Here is a 22,817-nt window from a genome sequence, read left to right as displayed (position 1 = left end):
GGTCTTCCAGGTCAGCCGCCCGGAGAAGCGCCTCGGACGGCTGCCCCGGGAAGCGCCCCCGGCTGCCCCGGCAAGCGCCTCAGAGGGGCGCCTCCCACACCACGGTCGTACCGCCCCCGTCCTCCCCGATCCCGGGGCCGAACCAGCTCGCACCGCCGAGCGACTCCGCCCGGCGGGCCAGGTTCCGCAGTCCGCTGCGCCGGCCGCCCTCGGGTATGCCCACCCCGTCGTCGGCGACCGAGAGCCGCACCGCGTCACTCCCGTCGGGCAGCGTGGCGGTCGCGTCGACGACCACGTCGATCGACGACGCCTCGGCGTGCCGGAAGGCATTGGACAGCGCCTCCCGCAGCGCCGCGATCAGGTTCTTGCCGGTGAGCTCGCCGACCAGCGCGTCGACCGGGCCGAGGAAACGGTGCGAGGGCTTGAAGCCCAGCGGGACCGCCGCCATGTTGATCTCACGCAGGACCCGGGTGCGCAGCCCGGACGGCGCCTCGGCGGGTTCCTGCTGGAGCGCGAAGATCGCGGTACGGATCTCCTGGATGGTCACGTCCAGTTCATCGACCGCCCGGCCGATCCCGGTCTGCACCTCGGGCACGACCGACCGGCGCTGGGCGCTCTCCAGCATCATCCCGGTGGCGAACAGCCGCTGGATGACCAGATCGTGCAGATCGCGGGCGATCCGGTCCCGGTCCTCGTAGACCGCCAGCCGCTCCCGGTCCCGCTGCGCCTCGGCCATCATCAGCGCGAGCGCCGCCTGCGAGGCGAACTGGGTGGCGAGGGTCCGCTCGGTCTCCGTGAACGGCCGGTCGCCCCGGGCACGGGGAGTCGCGAGCGCGCCGAGCACCCGCCCGCCGCTGTGCAGGGGCAGCAGCATGCTCGGGCCGTACCGATGGGCCAGCCTGGTGACCATGCGGGCGTCGGTGGCCGAATCGTCCACGAAGACCGCCTCGCCGCCCAGCAGTTTCGCCGCCACCGAGCTCTCGGGCCCGATGATCACCCCGAGCGAGGAGGTGGGGTCGTCCGCGGAGACGGCGACGATCTCCAGCCCGCCGTCCTCGGTGGGCAGCAGCACGATCCCGGCTGCGGAGTCGGCGAGGCGGCGGGCCTGTTCGGCGACGACGGAGAGCGCGTCGTCGGCGTCCCCGCCGGAGAGCAGCGCGGTGGTCACGGCCACCGATCCGTCGATCCACCGCTCGCGCTGGCGTGCCGCCTCGTACAGCCGGGCGTTGCCGATGGCGATCCCGGCCTCGGTGGCGAGCACCCGCACCATGTGCAGGTCGTAGTCGTTGAACTCGCCGTCGTCGTCCTTCTCGGCCAGATAGAGGTTCCCGAAGATCTCCCCCTGCACCCGGATCGGGACGCCGAGAAAGGTCCGCATCGGGGGGTGGCCGGGCGGGAAGCCGGCGAACCTCGGATCGGCCGTCAGATCGGCGAGCCGCACCGGAGCCGGGTCGTGGATCAGCGCGCCCAGCAGCCCCCGGTGCCCGTCGGGGCGGCGACCGATCTCGTCCGCCACCTCGTCCGGCACGCCGTAGGTGACGAAGTCGGAGAGCCCCTTGCCCTCCTCGTCGACGACGCCGATGGCGGCGTAGCGGGAGTGGGCGAGTTCGGCGGCCGTCTCGCAGATCCGGTCGAGGGTGGAGTGGAGTTCCAGGCCCGCGCCGACGGAGCGCATGGCCTCCAGCAGTTGCGGAATGCGGGCGGTGATTTCGGTGGACAGGCCCTGCAGGCTGCGGGTCGCCTGGGTAGCCGCTTCGAGTGAGTCCTTCGGGTCCTGCTCCGGCATACCCCGAGAGTAGTTAGTCCCGATTGGGGAGGAAAGTCGGCTGTCGGCCCGCCCGGATCACGCGGGCGCCCCCACGGCTTCTCCGGCCGCCCGCTCGGCTGCCCGCGTCGTGGTCTCGCGTTCGCGCTCCAGCATCCGGCGCAGGGGGCCTTCCCCGGCGGCGAGATCGGCGTACGGGCCGCGCTGCACGACCCGGCCCCCGTCGAGCACCAGCACCTCGTCGACGGCTTCGAGACCTTGCAGACGATGGGTGATCAGGACGGTCGTACGTCCCTCGGTGGCGGCCAGCAGGTCCGCGGTCAGGGCGTCCGCGGTCGCAAGGTCGAGGTGCTCGGCGGGTTCGTCCAGGACGAGTACGGGGAAGTCGGCGAGGATCGCCCTGGCCAGGGCGAGGCGTTGGCGCTGGCCACCTGAGAGGCGTGCGCCGTGTTCGCCGACGAGGGTGTCGAGCCCGTCCGGCAGGGCGTCGGCCCAGTCGAGCAGCCGTGCCCGGCCGAGGGCGTCCCGCAGCTCCTCGTCCGTGGCGCCGGTCCGGGCCAGCCGCAGGTTCTCCCGGATGGAGCTGTCGAAGACATGGGCGTCCTGGGCGCACAGCCCGACGAACCGCCGGACCGTGTCCCCCTCCAGCGCACCGGCCTCGACGCCGCCGATCCGGTACGTCCCGGCCCGCGCGTCCAGGAAGCGGACCAGGACCTGAGCGAGGGTCGTCTTGCCGGAGCCGGAGGGCCCGACGACGGCGATCCGCCGGCCCGCCGTCAACGTCAGGTCGACGCCGTCGAGTGCGTCCCGCGCCGCTCCGGCGTACCGCGCGGACAGCCTCCGTACCTCCAGCGGGAAGGGCGACGCGGGTGCCTCGGCCGGGCTCTCGGGCTCGTGCACGGGCAGCGGGGCGTCCAGCACCTCGTACACCCGCTCCGCGCTCCGCTCGACCCGCCGGCGGTACTGCACGGCGAGCGGCAGCCCCGTCACGGCCTCGAAGGCGGCCAGCGGGGTGAGCACCACCACCGCGAGTTCCACGCCCGCGAGCCGGCCGTCGTACACGGCGGGAAGGGCGACGAGTGCGGTGGCGACGACGGTGAGGCCGGCGACCAGGGCGATGAGGCCGCCGCCGAGCGCGGTGGCGGTCGCCGCACGGGCGGCGATCCGGGTCAGGACGCCGTCGGCGTCCCGGGTGCGTTCCGTACGGACGGGCAGGGCACCTGCGACGGTCAGTTCGGCGGTCCCGCCGAGCAGGTCCGTGATCCGGGTGGCCAGATCGGCGCGGGCGGGGGCGAGGCGACGTTCCGTGTGGCGGGAGCAGGCGCTGCTGACCAGCGGCACGCCCACTCCGGCGAGCAGCAGCCCGGCGGCCAGCACCACGCCCGCCGCCGGCAGCAGCCAGCCGACGAACCCGGCGGCCGCCGTGCCGACGACCACGGCGGTCGCGGCGGGCAGCAGCCAGCGCAGCCAGTAATCCTGCAGGGCGTCGACATCGGCGACGAGCCGGGAGAGCAGGTCTCCTCGCCGGGTGCGGCGGAGTCCGGCGGGCGCGACGCGCTCCAGCCCCCGGTAGACCGCGACGCGCAGTTCGGCGAGCATCTTGAGCACCACGTCGTGCGACACCAGACGCTCGGCGTAGCGGAAGACGGCCCGGCCGAGCCCGAAGGCGCGGGTCGCGGTCACCGCGACCATCAGATAGAGCACCGGGGGCTGTTCGGAGGCACGGGAGATCAGCCAGCCGGAGACGGCCATCAGACCTACGGCCGAACCCAGGGCGAGGCTGCCCAGCAGCAGCGCGAGTGCCAGCCGGCCGCGCTGTGCCCCGGCGGCCTCCCTGACCCGTGCCAGGACCCGTCCGGAGCGGGCCGCGGTCTCCCGCAACACCTCGGGCTCCGGCGTCACTTCGGCAGGGGCGGAGGGCGCGCCCGTCGGCCGCGGTAGGGCTGCGGACGACTCGGACCCGGCCGGCCGCACGGTCGCGTCCGGGTCCAGGGTCACCACCCGGTCGGCCACCGGGAGCAGCGCCGGGCGGTGCACGACCAGCAGCACGGTCCGGCCCACGGCCAGCCGTCGTACCGCCTCGACGATCCCCGCCTCCGTCTCGCCGTCCAGGCTCGCGGTCGGCTCGTCGAGCAGCAGCAGCGGGCGGTCGGCGAGGAAGGCCCGCGCCAGTGCGAGCCGCTGGCGCTGTCCGGCGGAGAGGCCCGCGCCGTCCTCGCCGATGAGTGTCCGTGCCCCGTCCGGCAGTTCCGCCACGAAGTCGAGGGCCCCGGCGTCCCGCAGCGCGGCTGTGACCGCGCTGTCTTCGGCGTCCGGCCGGGCCAGCCGTACGTTCTCCGCGATGGTGCCCGCGAAGAGGTACGGGCGCTGCGGCACCCAGGCGATCCGTTCCCGCCACCGCTCCGGCGCGAGCGTCGCCAGGTCGGCTCCGCCGATCCGTACCCGTCCCTCGTCGGGTGCCGTGAACCCGAGAACCACGTCGAGCAGGGTGGACTTCCCGACGCCGCTGGGGCCGACCAGGGCCACGGTCTCCCCCTCGTCCACCACCAATGAGGCCTCGTTCAGCGAAGGCTCGGTACGGCCCTCGTGCCGTACGGTCACCCCTTCCAGCTCCAGCCGGAGCGAAGCGGGTACGTCCGCCGTGCCGGCCTGCCGGGGCTCGGTCTCCAGGACCGCGAAGATCTCCTCGGCGGCCGAGAGCCCCTCGGCGGCCGCGTGGTACTGCGCTCCGACCTGGCGGATCGGCAGATAGGCCTCGGGCGCCAGGATCAGCACCACCAGGCCGGTGTAGAGGTCGAGTTCGCCGTGCACCAGCCGCATGCCGATGGTTACGGCCACCAGGGCCACCGACAGCGTCGCCAGCAGCTCCAGGGCGAAGGACGACAGGAACGCGATCCGCAGGGTGCGCAGCGTGGCCCGGCGGTACTGCGAGGTGATCGTACGGATGGACTCGGCCTGCGCCTTGGCACGGCCGAAGACCTTCAGCGTCGGCAGTCCGGCGACCACATCGAGGAAGTGTCCGGAGAGCCGGGACAGCAGCCGCCACTGGCGGTCCATCCGCGACTGGGTGGCCCAGCCGATCAGGATCATGAAGAGCGGGATGAGCGGCAGCGTGACGACGATGATCGCCGCCGAGACCCAGTCCTCGGTGACAATCCTGGCCAGGACCGCCACCGGCACGACCACCGCGAGTCCGAGCTGCGGCAGATAGCGTGCGAAGTAGTCGTCCAGCGCGTCGACACCACGGGTGGCGAGCGCCACCAGGGAACCGGTGCGCTGACCGCTCAGCCAGCCGGGCCCGAGCGACGCGGCCCGCTCCAGCAGCCGGCCGCGGAGTTCGGACTTGACCGCCGCGCTGGCCCGGTACGCGGCCAGTTCGGTCAGCCAGGCGACCAGGCCCCGGCCGAGCGCGACCGCGGCGAGCAGGATCAGCGGGGTACGCAGCCCGGAGACCGTCAGTCCGTCCTCGAACCCGCCCACCACCACTTCGGCGATGAGCATGGCCTGGGCGATGACCAGCGCCGCCCCGACCACTCCGAGCGCCACCACGGCTGCCAGGAAGAGGCGGGTGGCGCGGGCGTAGCGGAGCAGACGCGGGTCGATCGGTTTCACGTGAAACAGCCCCTAGCGAGCTCGGTCGATGGACCGGGGACCGCCCGGCGGATCTGGTCGGCGTCGCGCCCCGACCATGATCCGCCGGTCAGGCTCCGGCTTCGTTCAGTGCGCCTCGGCGATGTGCTGCGTACCGATGCGCTTGCGGAACACCCAGTACGTCCAGCCCTGGTACAGCAGGACGACGGGAGTGGCGATCCCCGCGCACCACGTCATGATCTTCAGTGTGTACGGGGTGGACGAGGCGTTGGTGACCGTGAGGCTCCAGGCGTCGTTCAGCGAGGACGGCATGACGTTCGGGAAGAGCGTCAGGAAGAGCATGGCGACCACCGCCGCGACAGTGACGCCGGAGAACGCGAACGACCAGCCCTCGCGTCCCGCCGCGATCAAGGCGACCGCGGCGACCAGCGCCACCACGGCGATGATCATCGCCAGCAGGCTCCAGCCGTCCCCGTTGTCGGCCTGGGTCCAGGTCAGGAAGCCGAGCCCGAGCACCGCGGTGACGATCCCCAGCTTCAGTGCCAGCTTTCCGGCCCGCTCCCGTATGTCCCCGACCGTCTTGAGTCCCGCGAACACGGCACCGTGGAACGTGAAGAGGAAGAGCGTGACCAGTCCGCCGAGAATGGCGTACGGGTTGAGCAGGTCCCAGAAGTTGCCCACGTACTCCATGTCGGCGTCGATCTTCACGCCGCGCACGATGTTCCCGAAGGCCACACCCCAGAGCACGGCCGGGATCAACGAGGTCCAGAAGATGGCGTGTTCCCAGTTGGTCTGCCACTTCTCACCGGACCGCTTGGACCGGTACTCGAAGGCGACCCCGCGCACGATCAGGCAGACCAGGATGATCAGCAGCGGCAGGTAGAAGCCGGAGAACAGGGTGGCGTACCACTCGGGGAAGGCGGCGAAGGTCGCACCGCCCGCGGTGAGCAGCCACACCTCGTTGCCGTCCCAGACGGGCCCGATCGTGTTGATCAGGACCCGGCGTTCCTTGCGGTCGCGGGCCAGCAGCTTGGTGAGGACGCCGATCCCGAAGTCGAATCCCTCCAGGAAGAAGTAGCCGGTCCAGAGGACGGCGATGAGTACGAACCAGACGTTGTGGAGTTCCATCTCTCAGCTCCTCTGCTCTCAGTAGGAGAAGGCCATCGGCCGGTCGGCGTCGTCATGGTCGCCGCCGATCTTGGTGGGCGGGTTGAGGTCGGCCTCGGTCAGCTCCGGCGGACCGGCCTTGATGTACTTCACGAGCAGCTTGACCTCGACGACCGCGAGCACGGCGTAGAGCAGGGTGAAGCCGATCATCGAGGTGAGCACCTCGCCCTGCGAGACACCGGGGGAGACCGCGTCGCGGGTCTGGAGGACTCCGTAGACGACCCAGGGCTGGCGGCCCATCTCGGTGAAGATCCAGCCCCAGGAGTTGGCGATCAGCGGGAAGAGCAGGGTCCAGAGTGCGACGATCCAGTAGCACCTGGCGAACTTCGGGCTGAGTGCCTTGTTCTTGAAGAGGACCAGGTGCGGCACTTCGTCCTCACCGGTCCGCAGTCCCGGCGGCAGCATGAACTTCTTCCGGGTCAGCCACAGTCCGAGGATGCCGAGGGCGAAGGACGCCATCCCGAATCCGATCATCCAGCGGAAGCTCCAGAACGCGACCGGGATGTTGGGGCGGTAGTCGCCGGGGCCGAACTTCTCCTGCTCGGCCTTGTTGATGTCGTTGATGCCGGGGACGTACGAGGTGAAGCTGTCGTCCGCGAGGAAGGACAGTATCCCCGGGATGGAGATCTCCACGGTGTTGTGGCCCTTGGCCACGTCGCCGACCGCGAAGATCGAGAAGGGTGCCGAGTTCTGCCCCTCCCAGAGCGCTTCGGCGGCGGCCATCTTCATCGGCTGCTGCTTGAACATGACCTTGCCGAGCTGGTCACCGCTGATGGCGGTGAGAAGTCCGGCGATCACCACGGTGATCAGTCCGAGCCGCAGCGAGGTCCGCATCACCGGGATGTGCTTCTTGCGCGCCAGGTGGAAGGCGGCGATGCCGACCATGAACGCGCCGCCGACCAGGAAGGCCGCGGTGATGGTGTGGAAGAACTGGGCGAGCGCGGTGTTCTGGGTGAGCACGTGCCAGAAGTCGGTGAGCTCGGCCCGGCCGCGTTCCTCGTTGATCCGGTAGCCGACCGGGTGCTGCATCCAGGAGTTGGCCGCCAGGATGAAGTACGCGGACAGGATCGTCCCGATGGAGACCATCCAGATGCAGGCGAGGTGGATCTTCTTCGGCAGCTTGTCCCAGCCGAAGATCCACAGGCCGATGAACGTGGACTCGAAGAAGAACGCGATCAGTGCTTCGAACGCGAGCGGAGCACCGAAGATGTCGCCGACGAACCGTGAGTAGTCGGACCAGTTCATGCCGAACTGGAACTCCTGGACGATGCCGGTGACGACGCCCATGGCGATGTTGATCAGGAAGAGTTTGCCCCAGAACTTCGTCGCCCTGAGGTACTTCTCGTTGTTCGTCCGGACCCAGGCGGTCTGCAGGCCGGCGGTGAGCGCGGCGAGCGAGATCGTCAGGGGAACGAACAGGAAGTGATAGACGGTGGTGATACCGAACTGCCATCGCGCCAGGGTCTCCGGCGCCAGAGCTAGCTCCACGTCGTCTTCTCCTTACGTCGCCGTAGTCACACCGGCAGTTTGCCCTTTAAATCCGACTAATCATGGGAGGAAACAGGACACGCTTGTGAACGCGTTCACATTCACAAGCATTATGGCGCACAGACTTTCGGGACGTTCGGGCGGGGTACCCCTTTGGGGCGTTCCGATCAATCCGCCCGAACCAGACGCCCCGGCCCCAAGAGCGAGAGGGCCCCGCGCCTCGACGAACGAGGTGCGGGGCCCGGGCCCTGAGTCGCGCAGGCGGCCTGCGCCGTCGCGCTACAGCTCCTTGCGGTACGACTCCGCCACCTTCAGGAACAGGTCGTTCGCCTCGTCCTCCCCGATCGAGACCCGCACGCCCTCGCCCACGAACGGCCTGACCACCACTCCGGCCCGCTCACAGGCCGCGGCGAAGTCGGCGGTACGGTCCCCGAGCCGCATCCAGACGAAGTTCGCCTGGGACTCCGGCACGGTCCACCCCTGGCCGGCCAGGGCCCGCTGCACCCGCTCGCGCTCGGACACCAAGGAGCCCACCCGCCCCAGGAGTTCGTCCTCGGCACGCAGCGAGGCGACCGCCGCGTCCTGGGCGAGCTGGCTGACCCCGAACGGCACCGCCGTCTTGCGCAGCGCGGCTGCCACCGGCTCGTGGGCCACCGCGAAACCGACCCGAAGCCCCGCCAGGCCGTACGCCTTGGAGAAGGTCCGCAGCACCGCCACATTGGGCCGGTCCCGGTAGATCTCGATGCCGTCCGGCACCTCGGCATCGCGGATGAACTCCCGGTACGCCTCGTCGAGCACCACCAGCACATCGCCCGGCACCCGGTCCAGGAACCGCTCCAGCTCGGCCCGGCGCACCACGGTGCCGGTCGGGTTGTTCGGGTTGCAGACGAAGATCATCCGGGTGCGGTCCGTGATCGCGTCCGCCATCGCGTCGAGGTCGTGCGCCTCACCGTCGGTCAGCGGCACCTTCACCGAGGTCGCGCCGCTGATCTGCGTGATGATCGGGTACGCCTCGAAGGAGCGCCAGGCGTAGATGACCTCGTCGCCCGGGCCCGACGTGGCCTGGAGCAGCTGCTGCGCCACTCCGACCGAGCCGGTTCCGGTGGCGAGGTGCGAGAGGGGCACACCGAAACGGTCGGCCAGCTCGTTCATCAGGCCGGTGCAGGCCATGTCCGGGTAGCGGTTGAAGTTCGAGGCCGCCGCCAGGGCGGACTCCATCACCCCGGGCAGCGGCGGATACGGATTCTCGTTGGAGGACAGCTTGAACGCGACCGGTCCACCGGCGGCAGCCGGCTTGCCCGGTACATAGGCGGGGACGCCGTCCAGCTCGGCACGTAGCTTGGGGCTCGTCTCGCTCACCGCAGGTCCTCCTCGATCGTCTGTACACATCAATACTGCTCACCTTATGAGGATTGGGCGCCGCTGCGAATGGCCGAAGTGCCCAATCGTCCGGTGCGACCAGGAATGGGGGGAGCGCTTTTTGCTCCGGCGCGCGCCGGTGGCTCACTCCGTGGCGCGCGTCCCCCGAAGAGGTGAGATGAGACCTCTTCGAGACATCGGCCATTTAGCAGGCCCACCGGGTTCCATGCATGACACACTATGGCCAATCCCTTCAACACCCTTGGTTTGCAAGGAATTTGACCGTTGATGATCATGCAGAAACGTGCCTGTCAACGAGCGAATATGCGACCAGGCCAACCGCCCCTCCGAGCCCTACTATCGGCTCGCCATGACAGCAGCAGGGAAGCACCAGGTGAGCCGGACGGACACACCCCGGCGCGGCGGCCGGCAGGGACGAGCGGGAATCCGGGACGTGGCCGCCGCCGCCGGGGTCTCCATCACGACCGTCTCCGACGCGCTCAACGGCAAGGGCAGGCTCCCGGACGCCACCCGCCGCCATGTCCGCGAGGTCGCAGAGCGCCTGGGCTACCGCCCTTCCGCCGCGGCCCGAACCCTCCGTACCGGCAAGTCCGGCCTGATCGGCCTGACCGTGACGACCTACGGGGACGAACCTTTCACCTTCACCGAATTCGCGTACTTCGCGGAGATGGCCAGAGCCGCCACCTCCGCCGCGCTCGCCCGCGGTTACGCCCTCGTCATCCTGCCCGCCACCTCGCGCCACGACGTCTGGTCGAACGTCGCACTCGACGGCACCGTCGTGATCGACCCGTCCGACCAGGACCCGGTCGTCACGGAGCTGGTGCGCCAGGGGCTGCCCGTCGTCTCGGACGGACGCCCGGCCGGAACGCTCCCGGTCACCGCCTGGGTCGACAACGACCACCGGGCCGCCGTACTCGACCTGCTCGACCATCTCGCCGCCGCCGGGGCCCGCCGCATCGGCCTGCTCACCGGCACCACCACCGACACGTACACCCGCCTCTCCACCACCGCGTACCTCCACTGGTGCGAGCGCGTGGGCCAGGACCCGGTGTACGAGTCGTACCCCGCCCACGACCCCTGCGCGGGCGCGGTCGCCGCCGACCGGCTGCTCGCCCGCCCCGACCGCCCCGACGCCGTCTACGGGCTCTTCGACCCCAACGGCACCGATCTGCTGGCGGCGGCCCGTCGGTACGGCCTGCGCGTCCCGGAGGACCTGCTGCTGGTCTGCTGCAGCGAGTCCACCGTGTACGCGACGACCGAGCCGCCCATCACCACCCTCTCGCTCAAGCCGCGCAGGATCGGCACCGCGGTCGTCCAGCTCCTGATCGACGCCATCGAGGGCGTGGACCAGGACGGACCGGTGGAGCAGGTCATACCGACCGAACTCATCGTGCGGACCTCCTCGCAACGCCGTCCGCCCCGCACCACGGTCAGCGCACCCCGCTCTCCAGCAGGTGACTGATCAGGAGATTCCGGACCAAACGGCCGATGAACCCGACGTGCGTCCGGATTCACCACCCCTGGTGCGTCACAGAGCACGATCCGCATTCCTATGATGGGCGCACGACACCGCGGACCGCCCCGACCAGCAGGGCCCGTCAGGTGTACGGCGGCGCGACGGTGGTGGAGGGGTCGATGACACAGGGGGCCGGTCAGGAACCCGTGGTGCGGACGGCGACGTTGCGCGACTTCCGCGTACCGCCCTATGCCCAGAGCCCGGTGCCGCCGCCGTCGGCGCACCCGGGCAACACCGTCCCCGGCGACGTGCCGCCGGACGGATACACGCCCACCGCGCGCGACCTTCCGGTGATCAACCGCGGTGACACCCTGGAGGTCCCGACGGTGCCCGACCCGCGCCCCGTCCCGGAGCAGGGCCGCGGACCGCTGTACGTCGTCGGCGACGTCCACGGCTATCTGGACGAGCTCCACGCCGCCCTCGCCGAGCAGGGCCTCATCGACGCCGACGGCAAGTGGGCGGCGGGCAACGCCCGGCTCTGGTTCCTCGGCGACTTCACCGACCGGGGCCCGGACGGCATCGGGGTCATCGACCTCGTGATGCGCCTGTCCGCCGAGGCCGCGGCGGCCGGCGGCTACTGCAAGGCCCTGATGGGCAATCACGAACTGCTGCTCCTCGGCGCCAAGCGGTTCAGCGACACCCCGGTCAACTCCGGTGCGGGCACCGCCACCTTCCAGGCGGCCTGGCTGCTCAACGGGGGCCAGAAGAACGACATGGAGCGCCTCCAGGACGTCCATCTCCAGTGGATGTCCCGACTCGACGCGGTCGTCGAGGAGGACGGGCATCTGCTGATGCACTCCGACACGACGGCGTACCTCGAATACGGCAGCACCATCGAGGACGTCAACGACACCGTGCACGCCATTCTCACGCGTAACGACGCCGATGAGTGCTGGGACCTCTTCCGGAAGCTCACCAAGCGGTTCGCCTTCCGCGACGAGTCGGGTCCGCAGGCCGTCCGGGAGCTGATGTCGGCCTACGGGGGACAGCGCATCGTCCATGGTCACAGCCCCATTCCGTACCTCCTCGGCGAGGTCGGCTCGGAAGACGGAGAGGATGGTTCCGGCCCCGTGGTCGAGGGTCCGCACGTGTACGCGGACGGGCTCGCCATCGCCATGGACGGCGGAGTGACCATGGCCGGAAAGCTGCTGGTCGTCCAGCTGCCTCTGCATGACTGACGCTCTTTCGGGAAGACGGTCCCACGACCTGACCACGCCGACCACCGGGCCTATTTACGGAAACCCCCTGTCACCCCGTGCCGTGGGCGCTCTACCATCGGCGTATCAGTAGCAGGCTCTCCTCCGTTTCCGCCCAACTGCTCGCTCTCAGCGGGCACTCAGGCCCGACGGAGCATCGGGGGATGCACATGAACAGCGCTCCGCACCTGCTGGCCGAGGACCGACCCGAGTACGAGCGGATCCTCGACGACGCACTGCGTCATGCCCATGAACGGCCGGATCTGGCCGCGGTCGGTGAACGGCTCAACGCCGTGCAACTGCGCACCATGGCGCTGGACGCCACCGAGTTGATCACTGCGACGGCCGCCACCGAGTACAAGCACTATGTGCAGGCCCGCGAGGAGCTGCGCAGCCCCGTCGACGAAACCGACCAGGACGCGAACCCCGGCCCCGGCACGCGCCGTTCGCATCGACCGGGCGCCGGCATAGGAGCCGTCGTCACGGTCCTGGCGCCGGTGCTCGCCGGTACCGCCGCGTTCATATTCCTGCTGGCCGGCTATCTGCTGAGGCTGCTCGACCCGGCGCCGCCCTTCGCCTCCACCATGGTCTCGGCGGGCTGGTTCTTCGCGGCGGTCACGGCCGCCGCGATCCTGGTCGCCGCCGTCGGGCTGCTCATCACGGCGCTGCGCAACGGGTCGGAGCCGCAGCCCGTCGAGGACGACGAGGAGGAGCTGCCGGAGGACGTGGCGCGGGCCAGGGAGGCGTGGCGTCACGCCCTGCTGGAGCGCGGCATCCTGCCGTTCCTGCGGGACGCGCTCGCCGATCCCGACGCCGGCCCGGCCTCGCGCACCCCGGTCCGCTCGGCGAACCGCATCCCGAAGGTCGGCTACAGCCCGCCGGACTTCTCCAGCCCGGACGACGGCCCGGCCGCCGGCCCCCGGCCGACGTTCACCTCACCGGACTTCACCAGCCCCGACTTCGGCGGCCCCGAGCACGAACTGGACTGACCGGTGCCCGGTCGGCGCCGCCCCACAACCGCACCCGGCCCTCCACTCGCCGCCTCCACCTCCGGTGTGACGTCCTACGATGCGTCAGTCCTCCGGCAAGTCCGGATCATCGTGCGGCAAGGGAAGTCCATGCGCCTGTCCAACCACGTCAAGAAGGCCGCTCTGGGCGCGGCGGCGATATCCCTCCTCGCCGGGTGCACGGGGGAGCAAGGTGCGGGCGGGGACGTGCAGCGAGCCGCGGAACGGCCTGCCTCCTGGACGGACCTGCCTGTGCGGACGGGCGCACGGGACGTCGTCCACACGGACGGCGACGACCGGTCGTACAAGGTCAGGGTCACGGTCAAGAGCCTGGTCCGGGGCTCGGGGGAGGACATGCAGGGGGCGGGGCGCGTGGACGAAGGGCTGAAGGGCATGGTCCCCCACTACCTCACTTTCAAGGTCACCAACACCGGTCGCAAGAAGATCCCCGATGCCTACGTCGTGGACAGCGACTTCGCCCTGAACGGCACCGACTGGGAGCGCGGTGAGCAGGCCTACGTCAGCGGCGGCAGGCCGGGCGGGGTCGACCTGCCCTGCGCGGACACCGCGCCGAAGACGCTGGCGCCCGGCGACTCGTACACCACCTGCGTGACCTACGTACTGCCCAAGGGTGTCGGCGTGCTGTCGCTGACCCACATCGCCGACGGCTACCTCGACGAGGGCGGCGCGGTAGCCACCTGGCCCGTCGAGGGCGGCCTCAAGGCCGTGTCTTCCGGGCTGAAGGAGCCGGGCGACGTCGTCCGCGTCCGGTGGGACGCCGGCGAGGATGGCGTCCTCACTGGCGAGAACGTCCTCGAACTGCCCGCCAGGCTGGCATCCGTACGCCGGGGCAGTGCGGCCGACCTCGCGGGCCTGGACCTCGACCTCAACGAGAACGAGCGGCGCGGCGTCCCGTACTACGTATCGGTCACCTACACCAACCCCGGCCCGGATGACCTCTACACCGACCAGGCCGACAGCGTCAGCCTGCTCACCGAGGGCGGTCGGCAGATCCAGGGGAAGACCCCCTTCGTCGCCGACACGAAGATCCCTGGCTGTCCGTCCGACTGGGTCACCCGGGTGGTTTCGCCGGGCGAGAGCGTGACGGAGTGCAGCATCCACATGGTGACGGACGACAACGACAAGCCGTTCGCGGTGGGCTTCGCGGAGGCGGACCGGCCGGGACTGGTGACCTGGCGGGCCCCCCTCCGCTGACGCGGCCGGGTCAGTCGGCCGACTTACCGCCCGTCTCCGCGAGCGGCAGGTACACACGGTTGCCCGCTGCCGCGAACTCCTTCGACTTCTCCAGCATCCCGGCCTCGATCTCTTCAGGCGTCGAGCCCGCGTCACCGCCGAACTGCTTTGTGATGCTTTGACTGATCTTCATCGAACAGAACTTCGGACCGCACATCGAGCAGAAGTGGGCCGTCTTCGCCGGCTCGGCCGGCAGTGTCTCGTCGTGGAACTCCCGCGCGGTGTCCGGGTCGAGGGCCAGGTTGAACTGGTCCTCCCAGCGGAACTCGAACCGGGCGTCGGAGAGCGCGTCGTCCCAGTCCTGCGCCCCCGGGTGTCCCTTGGCGAGGTCCGCCGCGTGCGCAGCGATCTTGTAGGTGATGACGCCGGTCTTCACATCATCCCGGTTGGGCAGGCCGAGGTGCTCCTTCGGCGTGACGTAGCAGAGCATCGCGGTGCCCCACCATGCGATCATCGCCGCGCCGATGCCCGAGGTGATGTGGTCGTACGCCGGCGCGACATCGGTGGTCAGCGGGCCGAGCGTGTAGAACGGCGCCTCCTCGCAGATCTCCTGCTGGAGGTCGATGTTCTCCTTGATCTTGTGCATCGGGACATGGCCCGGGCCCTCGATCATGGTCTGCACGCCGAACCGCTTGGCGACCGCGTTCAGCTCGCCGAGCGTGCGCAGTTCGGCGAACTGCGCCTCGTCATTGGCGTCGGCGATCGAGCCGGGACGCAGCCCGTCGCCCAGTGAGTACGTCACGTCGTAGGCCGCGAGGATCTCGCAGAGCTCCTCGAAGTGCTCGTACAGGAACGACTCCTTGTGGTGCGCGAGGCACCAAGCCGCCATGATCGAACCGCCGCGCGAGACGATTCCGGTCTTGCGGCGGGCAGTCAGCGGTACGTACGGCAGGCGCACGCCGGCGTGGACCGTCATGTAGTCGACGCCCTGCTCGGCCTGTTCGATGACCGTGTCCTTGTAGATCTCCCAGGTCAGTTCCTCCGCCCGGCCGTCGACCTTCTCCAGGGCCTGGTAGAGCGGGACGGTGCCGATCGGCACGGGGGAATTGCGCAGAACCCACTCACGGGTGGTGTGAATGTTGCGGCCGGTGGACAGATCCATGACGGTGTCGGCGCCCCAACGCGTCGCCCACGTCATTTTTTCCACCTCCTCCTCAATGGAGGACGTCACCGCGGAGTTGCCGATGTTGGCATTGACCTTCACCAGGAACCGCTTGCCGATGATCATCGGCTCGATCTCCGGGTGGTTGACGTTGGCAGGCAGCACGGCCCGGCCGGCCGCGATCTCCTCGCGCACCACCTCGGGCCCGACGTTCTCCCGGATGGCCACGTACTCCATCTCCGGGGTGATCTCGCCCCGGCGGGCGTACGCGAGTTGGGTCACCGGCTGCCCGTCCCGGCTGCGGCGCGGCAGCCGCGGGCGGCCGGGGAACACCGCGTCGAGGTTGCGCAGTCCGCCACGCGGCGAGGTGTGCTTGAGCCCGTCGTCCTCGGGGCGGGCGGGGCGGCCCGGGTACTCCTCGGTGTCGCCGCGGGCGATGATCCAGTTCTCCCGCAGCGGTGCGAGCCCGCGACGGACATCGGTCTCTACGGTGGGATCGGTGTACGGACCCGACGTGTCGTACAGCGTCACGTCCTTGCCGTTGGTGAGGTGCACCTGACGGACCGGCACCTGGAGGTCCGGGCGCGAGCCCCGGACGTACCCCTTGTGCCAGCCGATGGACTTCCCGGCCTCGTCGCTCTGGTTCGAGGCAGGCGTGCGTGCGTCCGATGTGGTCATGAGACCTACTCCCTACGCCGGCATTACCCGGTAACAGGTTCGGCGGTCGGCGCAGCCTGTCCCGTACGGACGTACGGAGATCAGCGCCCTCTCAGCCCGGTGCTCCGAGCTCCCGCGTGTGCAAAGGTTCCTCCACGCTAGCGCCCCGTCCCGCTCGGTGAACAGTGGGCCCGTCTCTTCTTGCGATGATCGGCCGGTGACGTCCACCCAGATCGACCACGAACCGCAGGGCCATCAGCACGGTCACTCGCACAGCCATGGCCCTGCCGCACCCGTCTCCAAGCATCTGCGCAAGGTCATCGCGGCCGTACTGGTCCCGTTCGCCACCGCCGTCCTCGTCGGTCTGGTGGCGCTCTGGCCGGGTGGTACGCCGCCGCACGAACGGACCGGCGTCGGATTCGACCGGCAGACCCAGCAGGGAAAGGTGGTGAACATCGACATGGTGGACTGCAAGGAGGTGAACGCGGTCCAGACGCCCATGGACGGGGCAGCCACACCGCCCTCGGGAAGCACGAGGGGGCTGTGCAAGAAGGCCACGATCGAGGTGTCGACCGGTCACGACAAGGGCCGGACCTTCACCGAGATCGTCCAGCCCGACGCACCGCGTCAGCTGCGCGACGGTCAGGGCGTGGTCGTGGCGTACGCCCCCGACGCGCCTCGTGATCTGCAGTACTCGGTGACGGATGTGAACCGGAAGTTCCCGATGGCCCTGCTGGCCGGGATCTTCGCCCTGGTCGTGGTCGCGGTGGGCCGCATGCGCGGAGTCATGGCACTCGTCGCGCTCGCGGTCTCGTTCGCCGTGCTCACCCTGTTCATCCTCCCGGCCATTCTCCAGGGCTCGAACCCGCTGGTGGTCGCCGTGGTCGGGGCCAGTGCGATCATGCTGATCGCGCTCTACATGTGCCACGGCCCGACCGCCCGCACCTCGGTCGCGGTGATCGGCACACTGATCTCACTGCTGCTGATCGGACTGCTCGGATCGCTCTTCATCGGCTGGGCGAGCCTGACCGGCAACACCGACGACAACACCGGCCTCATCCATGGCCTGTACCCGCACATCGACATGAGCGGTCTGCTTCTGGCCGGTGTCATCATCGGTTCGCTCGGGGTCCTCGACGATGTGACCGTGACCCAGACGTCGGCGGTCTGGGAACTCCACCAGGCGAACCCGGCGTTGGGTGTGCGGGGGCTCTACCGGGCAGGGATCAGGATCGGGCGCGACCACATCGCCTCGGTCGTCAATACGCTGGTGCTCGCCTACGCGGGCGCCGCACTGCCGTTGCTGCTGCTGTTCTCCATCGCGCAGAGCAGCATGGGGACGGTGGCCAACAGCGAGCTGGTGGCGGAGGAGATCGTACGAACGCTGGTCGGATCGATCGGACTGGTCGCCTCGGTGCCGGTGACGACGGTGCTCGCCGCGCTGGTCGTCTCCGCGGACCGCACAGGGCTCGGCGCGGAAGCCGGAGCTTCGGCACCCGTACGGACCGGGAGGGGCCGTCGTCGCAGGACGAAGCCCTGAGCATCTCCGCGGTGAGCAATTCACCCATTCGGCAGGTACCGTGTTCGACCGGTGAGCCGGTCGACGGCGCCGTTCCGCTCAGCCCGCGTTCTGTTCCTCGGCGAGAATCCGGCCCAGTGCGTCTTCCAGATTGCCCTCGAAGTCACCCAGCGTGCACTCCTGCCCAAGTGGCACAAGCTTGTCGGTCCGGTCGAGAAACGCCACAAGTGGTGCCGTACCGGCCCTGAAGAGGGCCCGGTCCTCGCCGACCTGGAGCCGGATATGTACGTCGGACAGCCCCTCGGGCTCAGTGGGGCCGATGTGCACATCGCCGTCGCCACTTGGGCTGTTGAGGCCGTCGAGCAGCAGCTCACGGCCGAATGCCCAGGTGACGGGGGCGTCACCGGGCAGATGGAAGGTCATCCGGATCGCATACGGATCGCAGACCTCGTACCGGAGCTCCACCGGGATCCGGAAAGAGAGCTCCTCGGAGACGAGGAAGCTCATCATGACCTCAGCTTGAACCGACTCGCGCATCGTTCAACCCCGCAGTAGATGAATCTGGCCAGGAATGATCCCCCGTGGCCCTATTGACGCCATCGTGGTGCACGCGATAGCAGATCACAAGGAGTGATTTTTCAGATACTGATAGAGAACACGAACGAACGCAAGAGGTTGGCCACTTCGCCACGTAGTTGTTCGACTGCGGGGAGCAACCGGCTCTCCTGCTCCAGGGGTATCGAAATCGCCATCGCGGCAGCGGTGAATCCGGCCGTGATCGGGATGGCCGCGCAGACCGTTCCGAGGGCGTACTCCTGTCGTTCGATGACAGGTTCCGTCCGCTCCATCGACCGCAGCCGCTCAAGAAGCGTCGCGCGGTCCTTCACCGAGTAGCGGGTCAGCGGACGCACAGGGTGACGGTCGAGGTGGTCCTCGCGGGCCTTCTCGTCGAGTTGGCTCAGCAGACACTGGCCGATCGCGTGGGCATGGCCGGTCTCCCGGAAGGACGCCCACTCGTCGACGGCGGGGATGGCGGGGGTGTCGGCGACCGCGATGAGTTCGATCTCGCCCTCGCGGTAGACGGCGCAGTACACGGGGGCGCCGATGATGTCGCGCCAGCGGCCCAGCGACTCGGCCATTCCGCCGCGACGATTCTGCAAAGCCCCTTCGCCGACCAGGCGTTCCGCCGCGGTCCCGATGAGGAAGACACCGTTCTCCCGGCGCAGGTATCCCTCGTGCGTCAGGGTGCGCAGCAGGTGGTACGCCGTGGGAAGGGGAAGACCCGCTTCCCTGGCCAGTTGTTTCGCGGGCGCCCCGTCGCGATGGGTCACCACGGCTTCCAGCAGCCTCAGCGCTCGCTGTACCGAGCCGATCAGCGTCGGGGCAGCAGTGCTCGATGCCGTGGTCAACAGTCACCCCCAGGCATGGTGACGGGTAGTCAGCCCGCCTGTGGGGGCCGCCCCCACGAACTGCCACACGGCTGGGGTCCGGATGCCGAACGCCGTAGAACCACTGGTCAGTGTGGTGACGGACTGTTAATTCCCAGGTGGTGGCAGCGAACTGCCACCCTATCCGCCGGGTCCGCGAGGGGCGTCGTTTCGTCTTTCGCTTAGCTCAGCTGGGCTAATGCCCCGGTCGGCTTCCGATGGTCCTACCAGTCGCCGCGCGACGAGGACGACGACATGAACTTGCGTACGACGAAGATGAGCCCGCCGACCAGGATCACGAAGATCAGGACCTTGAAGAGCAGTCCGATCACGAACCCGATCACGCTGGCGATCAGACCTCCGAACACGACGATCGCGATGACCGGCACCGCGATCCACTTCACCCACCAGGGCATCCCCGCGAATATCTCCCGCACGGCCATCGTCCTTACCTCGTCTCCATGAGTTCCTGCCTCGATGCTAGGGGCGCGGAGGGGGCCGGTGGGGGGCCCGAAGCCCTTGAAGTCCCCTGATCGACCCCTGAGGGATCCCTGAGACCGGACCCCCGCCCTCCGGCGGATCGGCCCAGCTCTCCCGGCGGATCGGCCCAGCCCTCCCGCAGCATCCGCCCGGTCCTCCCGGAGGATCCGCTCAGCTCTCCGGGGGCGAGAAGACCACCATCACCCGCAGGTCCTCGGTGATGTGGTGGAACTTGTGGGCGACGCCGGCCGGTACGTACACCACGCTCCCTCTGCCCACCTGCGTGGTTTCCATGCCGACCGTGATGGAGGCGCGGCCGCTGACGACGAGGTAGACCTCGTCCTGGTTGTGCGGCTGCTGCGGGTCCAGCTCCCCGGCGTCCAGCGCGTACAGGCCGACGGACATGTTCCGTTCCTTCACGAACTGCAGATACGCGCCGTCGTTGGCGGCCCGTTCCGCCTCCAGTTCGTCCAGTCTGAATGCCTTCATGGCCTGTCCGCCCCTTGCCTCTGCGCTGCCGGTGTCCGCCACCGATCAGGTCTGCCACGATCAGACACATGAAGAATTTCGTAGTCAAGACGATCGCCAACGCAGGTGCGCTGGCCGTGGCCATCTGGTTGATCCAGGACATCACGCTGACCGGTGGCAGCACCGGCCGCAAGGCGCTCACTCTGATCGTGGTTGCCCTGCTCTTCGGCCTGGTGAACTTCGTGGTCAAGCCGATCGTGAAGCTGCTGACCCTGCCGCTCTTCATCCTCACGCTCGGGCTGATCACGCTGGTGGTCAACGCGCTCATGCTGCTGCTGACCTCCTGGCTGGCCGGTGTGTTCGATCTGAGTTTCCATGTCGACGGCTTCTGGACCGCCGTGCTCGGCGGCCTGATCATCTCCATCGTGTCGTGGGCACTGAACGTGATCCTGCCCGACGAGGACTGACCCGACGCCTCTTGAGACAGTGCAGTTCAGGCCGGTGGCACACCGGAGAGAGAAGTACCGGGAGAGAAGCGAGGAAGCGGTATGAGCACCATGGGTGACGGAACCCGGGCGGTACGGGCCGGGCTGCCCGAACCGGAGCAGTTCGAGCCCACCCTGCCCGGACCGGTCTTCGCCGCACACTTCCATCTCTCCGGTGAGCCGACCGGTCCGTACACCTACGGCCGGGACACCAATCCGACCTGGACCCATCTGGAACGGGCCATCGGTGAGCTGGAGGCACCGGGGGAGCCCGTCGAGACCACGGTCTTCGCCTCCGGAATGGCGGCGATCTCGGCCGTGCTGCTGTCCCAGGCACGCACCGGCGATGTGGTCGTGCTGCCCGACGACGGCTATCAGGCCCTGCCGCTGGTGCGCGAGCAGTTGGAGGCGTACGGCGTCGAGGTGCGGACCGCGCCGACCGGCGGCGATGCCCAGCTGGCGGTCCTCGAAGGCGCCAAGCTGCTGTGGATCGAGACCCCGTCCAATCCGGGGCTCGATGTCTGCGATGTGCGCCGGCTCGTCGAGGCGGCGCACTCGGCCGGCACGCTGGTGGCCGTCGACAACACCCTCGCCACACCGCTCGGCCAGCGTCCGCTGGAGCTGGGGGCCGACTTCTCGGTCGCCAGTGACACCAAGGGCATGACCGGACACGGGGACATTCTGCTCGGCCATGTGACCTGCCGTGATCAGGAGCTGGCGGCGGGGATACGACGCTGGCGGAAGGTGATCGGCGCCATCCCGGGCCCCATGGAGGCATGGCTCGCGCACCGGTCGCTGGCCACGCTGGAGCTGCGCACCGACCGGCAGTGCGCCACCGCCCTGACCCTGGCGGAGGCGCTCGGCAAGCGGCCGGAGGTGACCGGGCTGCGCTATCCCGGGCTGCCCTCCGACCCTTCGTACCCGAAGGCCGTGCGGCAGATGCGGCGTTTCGGCTCCGTGGTGTCGTTCGTACTGCCCGACCGCGAACGGGCCGAGCGCTTCCTGACCGAGCTGCGGCTGGTCGACGACGCGACGAGCTTCGGCGGTGTGCGCTCCACCGCCGAGCGCCGGGCGCGCTGGGGCGGGGACGCGGTGCCCGAGGGCTTCATCCGCTTCTCGGTCGGCGCGGAAAGCCCCGCCGACCTGGTCACGGATGTGGAACGGGCGCTCGACGCGGCACTGGGCGAGCGCTGACCGACCAGTGGTACGGGCGGTCCGAGCCTCCCCCCTCGTGGCTCGGACCACCCCGGCTCCTCCTGCGACGAGCCGCCCGAACAAGGCTAGTTGACTCTCAGTCAGTGTCCAATCACAGTAGCGACAGCGACCTATCGACATATTTATAGTTGTACGGGTCCGAAGCGTCGCGAGGGTGGGAGGGACAGGGCATGGACCTGACCCTGCTGCGTACGTTCGTCACGGTGCACCGGGCCGGTTCCTTCACCAGGGCCGCTGCCCTGCTCGGCCTCTCCCAGCCCGCGGTCACCTCCCAGATCCGGACCCTGGAGCGGCAACTGGGCCGCCCGCTCTTCCTGCGCAGGGCCCGCGGCGTGACCCCGACGACCATCGGCGACGAGCTCGCGCACCGGGCGGCGCCCCATCTGGACGCGCTGATCGAGATCACCGAGGCGGAGCTCGACGAGGAGTCGGGCGTACGGACGCTTCATCTGGCCGGGCCTCCCGAATTCACATCGATGCGTGCCCTGCCCTCGCTCACCCCGCTCGTCGCCCAGGGCGTGGCCCTGCGCAGTTCCTTCTTCACCGGCGCCGAGGAAGCGCTGGAGGGACTGGCCGCCGGACATCATGACCTGGCCATCGCGACGGCCCGTCCACGCGGTGGGCTGCTCGCCGCGACCGCGCTCTGCGACGAAGAGCATGTGCTGGTCGCCGCGCCGCGCTGGGCCGGGCGCCTCGGCCCCGGGGCGCTGCGGCACAAGGGGCCCGTGGTGCTGGAGCAGCTGCCGGTCGTGGAGGTCCACGAGAGCCTGCCGCTCGTCTCCCGCTACTGGGCCGCCGTCTTCGAGAGCCGGCCCGCCCTCGCGGGAGCCGTCATCGTGCCGGACCTCCGGGCAGTCCTGGAGTGCACCGCGGCCGGCGCCGGACTTGCCGTGCTGCCGCGCTATCTGTGCGAGAGGGCGCTGGAGCGGGGCGAGGTCGTGGCCCTCCTGGATCCCCCGGTTCCGCCGCTGCGCACCTACTTCCTGGCGGTGCGGACCGGCACTCTCGCGCTGCCCCACATCGCGCGGGCGCACGAGTGGCTGCTGCGTGCTGCCGCCGACTGGTGAGCGCAGGGCCGCCCAGCACCGGTCCGGTGTTTC

General features: G+C 69.5%; 18 protein-coding genes and 1 riboswitch. Of the genes, 8 read left to right on the top strand and 10 right to left on the bottom strand.

What is annotated here, in order from left to right; all coding sequences use genetic code 11:
• Positions 1-79: 79 nt before the first annotated feature.
• From ACFVH0_RS29700 to hisC, 5 genes are all read right to left on the bottom strand, one after another.
• Positions 80-1,786 carry a GAF domain-containing sensor histidine kinase gene (locus tag ACFVH0_RS29700; RefSeq protein ID WP_385825145.1) on the bottom strand — a complete coding sequence of 569 codons (1,707 nt, stop codon included), beginning with the start codon at positions 1,784-1,786 and terminating at the stop codon, positions 80-82.
• 57 nt (positions 1,787-1,843) lie between these two features.
• Positions 1,844-5,377: a thiol reductant ABC exporter subunit CydD gene (gene cydD / locus ACFVH0_RS29695; protein WP_385825143.1), complete on the bottom strand. Its 3,534-nt coding sequence runs from the start codon at positions 5,375-5,377 to the stop codon at positions 1,844-1,846.
• 105 nt (positions 5,378-5,482) lie between these two features.
• The gene (gene cydB, locus ACFVH0_RS29690; protein ID WP_385825141.1) at positions 5,483-6,484 is read right to left on the bottom strand and encodes a cytochrome d ubiquinol oxidase subunit II; all 1,002 of its coding nucleotides are present in this window, start codon (positions 6,482-6,484) and stop codon (positions 5,483-5,485) included.
• Positions 6,485-6,502: 18 nt separating this feature from the next.
• Complete coding sequence (locus tag ACFVH0_RS29685) at positions 6,503-8,011, bottom strand: cytochrome ubiquinol oxidase subunit I (protein ID WP_385825139.1); 1,509 nt, start codon at positions 8,009-8,011, stop codon at positions 6,503-6,505.
• Positions 8,012-8,290: 279 nt separating this feature from the next.
• Complete coding sequence (hisC, locus tag ACFVH0_RS29680) at positions 8,291-9,370, bottom strand: histidinol-phosphate transaminase (protein ID WP_385825137.1); 1,080 nt, start codon at positions 9,368-9,370, stop codon at positions 8,291-8,293.
• Positions 9,371-9,740: 370 nt separating this feature from the next.
• Here hisC and ACFVH0_RS29675 point away from each other — a divergent pair, with 370 nt between their 5' ends.
• The 4 genes from ACFVH0_RS29675 to ACFVH0_RS29660 all read left to right on the top strand — a co-directional run bounded on the left by ACFVH0_RS29675 (position 9,741) and on the right by ACFVH0_RS29660 (position 14,325).
• Complete coding sequence (locus ACFVH0_RS29675; RefSeq protein ID WP_266416741.1) at positions 9,741-10,853, top strand: LacI family DNA-binding transcriptional regulator; 1,113 nt, start codon at positions 9,741-9,743, stop codon at positions 10,851-10,853.
• Positions 10,854-11,011: 158 nt separating this feature from the next.
• On the top strand, positions 11,012-12,085 hold the full coding sequence (locus ACFVH0_RS29670) for a metallophosphoesterase (RefSeq protein ID WP_385825204.1): 1,074 nt from the start codon (positions 11,012-11,014) through the stop codon (positions 12,083-12,085).
• Between the two features lie 182 nt (positions 12,086-12,267).
• A complete protein-coding gene (locus ACFVH0_RS29665; protein WP_385825135.1) occupies positions 12,268-13,092 on the top strand; it encodes a hypothetical protein in 825 nt (274 codons plus the stop codon).
• A gap of 129 nt (positions 13,093-13,221) precedes the next feature.
• On the top strand, positions 13,222-14,325 hold the full coding sequence (locus ACFVH0_RS29660) for a hypothetical protein (protein ID WP_385825133.1): 1,104 nt from the start codon (positions 13,222-13,224) through the stop codon (positions 14,323-14,325).
• 10 nt (positions 14,326-14,335) lie between these two features.
• Here the strand turns inward: ACFVH0_RS29660 and thiC are convergent, their stop codons facing one another.
• A complete protein-coding gene (gene thiC, locus ACFVH0_RS29655; protein WP_385825131.1) occupies positions 14,336-16,144 on the bottom strand; it encodes a phosphomethylpyrimidine synthase ThiC in 1,809 nt (602 codons plus the stop codon).
• Positions 16,137-16,270: riboswitch (TPP riboswitch) on the bottom strand. (Overlaps the previous gene by 8 nt.)
• 70 nt (positions 16,271-16,340) lie before the next feature.
• Here thiC and ACFVH0_RS29650 point away from each other — a divergent pair.
• Complete coding sequence (locus ACFVH0_RS29650) at positions 16,341-17,663, top strand: YibE/F family protein (protein ID WP_385825130.1); 1,323 nt, start codon at positions 16,341-16,343, stop codon at positions 17,661-17,663.
• A gap of 78 nt (positions 17,664-17,741) precedes the next feature.
• Here the strand turns inward: ACFVH0_RS29650 and ACFVH0_RS29645 are convergent, their stop codons facing one another.
• The 4 genes from ACFVH0_RS29645 to ACFVH0_RS29630 form a co-directional block, all read right to left on the bottom strand.
• Complete coding sequence (locus ACFVH0_RS29645) at positions 17,742-18,179, bottom strand: SsgA family sporulation/cell division regulator (protein WP_072488197.1); 438 nt, start codon at positions 18,177-18,179, stop codon at positions 17,742-17,744.
• Positions 18,180-18,280: 101 nt separating this feature from the next.
• Positions 18,281-19,051, bottom strand: a complete 771-nt coding sequence (locus ACFVH0_RS29640) for an IclR family transcriptional regulator (protein ID WP_385825128.1) — start codon at positions 19,049-19,051, stop codon at positions 18,281-18,283.
• Between the two features lie 242 nt (positions 19,052-19,293).
• Positions 19,294-19,506 carry a DUF5326 family protein gene (locus tag ACFVH0_RS29635; protein WP_266731284.1) on the bottom strand — a complete coding sequence of 71 codons (213 nt, stop codon included), beginning with the start codon at positions 19,504-19,506 and terminating at the stop codon, positions 19,294-19,296.
• Positions 19,507-19,720: 214 nt separating this feature from the next.
• Positions 19,721-20,038 (bottom strand): cupin domain-containing protein, encoded by a 318-nt coding sequence (locus ACFVH0_RS29630; RefSeq protein WP_072488196.1) that lies wholly within the window; start codon positions 20,036-20,038, stop codon positions 19,721-19,723.
• Between the two features lie 68 nt (positions 20,039-20,106).
• Between ACFVH0_RS29630 and ACFVH0_RS29625 the strand changes: the two genes are divergently transcribed.
• The 3 genes from ACFVH0_RS29625 (at position 20,107) to ACFVH0_RS29615 (ending at position 22,784) form a co-directional block, all read left to right on the top strand.
• The gene (locus tag ACFVH0_RS29625) at positions 20,107-20,484 is read left to right on the top strand and encodes a phage holin family protein (RefSeq protein ID WP_385825125.1); all 378 of its coding nucleotides are present in this window, start codon (positions 20,107-20,109) and stop codon (positions 20,482-20,484) included.
• Between the two features lie 81 nt (positions 20,485-20,565).
• The gene (locus tag ACFVH0_RS29620) at positions 20,566-21,696 is read left to right on the top strand and encodes a cystathionine gamma-lyase (RefSeq protein ID WP_385825123.1); all 1,131 of its coding nucleotides are present in this window, start codon (positions 20,566-20,568) and stop codon (positions 21,694-21,696) included.
• A gap of 191 nt (positions 21,697-21,887) precedes the next feature.
• Positions 21,888-22,784, top strand: coding sequence for a LysR family transcriptional regulator (locus ACFVH0_RS29615; RefSeq protein ID WP_385825121.1), 897 nt, complete (start codon positions 21,888-21,890; stop codon positions 22,782-22,784).
• Positions 22,785-22,817: the final 33 nt, after the last annotated feature.

The organism is Streptomyces sp. NPDC127117 (genome assembly GCF_042677325.1).
In the GTDB taxonomy this organism is placed as follows: domain Bacteria; phylum Actinomycetota; class Actinomycetes; order Streptomycetales; family Streptomycetaceae; genus Streptomyces.
The sequence above is the reverse complement of the archived record's forward strand: the minus strand, read 5'-3'. Positions and strand labels throughout refer to the sequence as shown.

What these genes read in the sequence shown, in the direction of transcription:
- ACFVH0_RS29620 (WP_385825123.1), top strand. Translation starts at nt 20,566, where the DNA reads ATGAGCACCATGGGTGACGGAACCCGGGCGGTACGGGCCGGGCTGCCC.
- ACFVH0_RS29645 (WP_072488197.1), bottom strand. Translation starts at nt 18,179, where the DNA reads ATGCGCGAGTCGGTTCAAGCTGAGGTCATGATGAGCTTCCTCGTCTCC.
- ACFVH0_RS29630 (WP_072488196.1), bottom strand. Translation starts at nt 20,038, where the DNA reads ATGAAGGCATTCAGACTGGACGAACTGGAGGCGGAACGGGCCGCCAAC.
- ACFVH0_RS29675 (WP_266416741.1), top strand. Translation starts at nt 9,741, where the DNA reads ATGACAGCAGCAGGGAAGCACCAGGTGAGCCGGACGGACACACCCCGG.
- cydB (WP_385825141.1), bottom strand. Translation starts at nt 6,484, where the DNA reads ATGGAACTCCACAACGTCTGGTTCGTACTCATCGCCGTCCTCTGGACC.
- ACFVH0_RS29700 (WP_385825145.1), bottom strand. Translation starts at nt 1,786, where the DNA reads ATGCCGGAGCAGGACCCGAAGGACTCACTCGAAGCGGCTACCCAGGCG.
- ACFVH0_RS29625 (WP_385825125.1), top strand. Translation starts at nt 20,107, where the DNA reads ATGAAGAATTTCGTAGTCAAGACGATCGCCAACGCAGGTGCGCTGGCC.
- ACFVH0_RS29615 (WP_385825121.1), top strand. Translation starts at nt 21,888, where the DNA reads ATGGACCTGACCCTGCTGCGTACGTTCGTCACGGTGCACCGGGCCGGT.
- ACFVH0_RS29660 (WP_385825133.1), top strand. Translation starts at nt 13,222, where the DNA reads ATGCGCCTGTCCAACCACGTCAAGAAGGCCGCTCTGGGCGCGGCGGCG.
- thiC (WP_385825131.1), bottom strand. Translation starts at nt 16,144, where the DNA reads ATGACCACATCGGACGCACGCACGCCTGCCTCGAACCAGAGCGACGAG.
- ACFVH0_RS29665 (WP_385825135.1), top strand. Translation starts at nt 12,268, where the DNA reads ATGCACATGAACAGCGCTCCGCACCTGCTGGCCGAGGACCGACCCGAG.